This is a genomic window from Paraburkholderia sp. RL18-101-BIB-B, assembly GCF_046026985.1.
GTDB lineage: Bacteria > Pseudomonadota > Gammaproteobacteria > Burkholderiales > Burkholderiaceae > Paraburkholderia.
Genome location: NZ_JARESV010000237.1, coordinates 1 through 296, shown reverse-complemented (window position 1 = coordinate 296; position 296 = coordinate 1). Strand labels below are relative to the sequence as shown.

The window sequence follows — 296 nt, the reverse complement described above, 5'->3', positions numbered from 1 at the left end:
AGCGGAAATCTTTCGTCCGGCCAGTGCGGGAAGAGGTCCACAAGCAAGCCATCACGCATTACCTGCTCGACGCCAATCTCCATCACCTGGGCGATGCCAGCGCCGGCGATACACGCGCCGAGCATGGTTTCCACGTCCGACACGAGGAGACGCCCCTCTGCCGGTATCTCCGTGACCTTCTTACCCCGATGAAACTCCCACTCAAAGGGCTTGGCCGTCACGGGGTTATAAAACATGATTCGCTGATGCCTGCTCACCTCCTCCGGTTTTCCTGGCTTTCCGTGCTCAGCCACATA

The 296-nt window shown here is 58.8% G+C and carries 1 protein-coding gene; it reads right to left on the bottom strand.

Annotated features, from left to right (window positions below):
- Nucleotides 1–236, bottom strand: a 236-nt coding sequence (locus P0D73_RS46900; RefSeq protein WP_459252583.1) for a type 2 periplasmic-binding domain-containing protein, incomplete at its 3' end; no start/stop codon positions are given.
- Nucleotides 237–296 lie beyond the last annotated feature (60 nt).